The sequence below is a fragment of the Mammaliicoccus sp. I-M35 genome (assembly GCF_022386455.1).
Classification (GTDB): Bacteria; Bacillota; Bacilli; order Staphylococcales; family Staphylococcaceae; genus Mammaliicoccus; species Mammaliicoccus sciuri_A.
Genome location: NZ_JAJNIL010000040.1, coordinates 1 through 273 on the forward strand (window position 1 = coordinate 1; position 273 = coordinate 273).

1 tRNA gene is annotated in these 273 nt (G+C 36.3%); it reads left to right on the forward strand.

Going from position 1 to position 273, the window contains the following annotated elements:
• The first annotated feature begins 99 nt into the window (after window positions 1–99).
• A tRNA-Ile gene (locus LQ679_RS14750) sits at window positions 100–176 on the forward strand.
• Window positions 177–273: the final 97 nt, after the last annotated feature.

Sequence of the window (273 nt, forward strand, 5' to 3'; positions counted from 1 at the left end):
CCTCCTTTCTAAGGATATTACGGAATGACCATTAGGTCATGGAATAACGAAGACATATTGTATTCAGTTTTGAATGTTTATAACATTCAACTTAAGAATGGGCCTATAGCTCAGCTGGTTAGAGCGCACGCCTGATAAGCGTGAGGTCGATGGTTCGAGTCCATTTAGGCCCACCATTTTAAATTGCACATTGAAAACTAGATAAGTAAGTAAAATAGATTTTACCAAGCAAAAAACCGAGTGAATTTTTAACGAAATTCAACAAGCTTAATA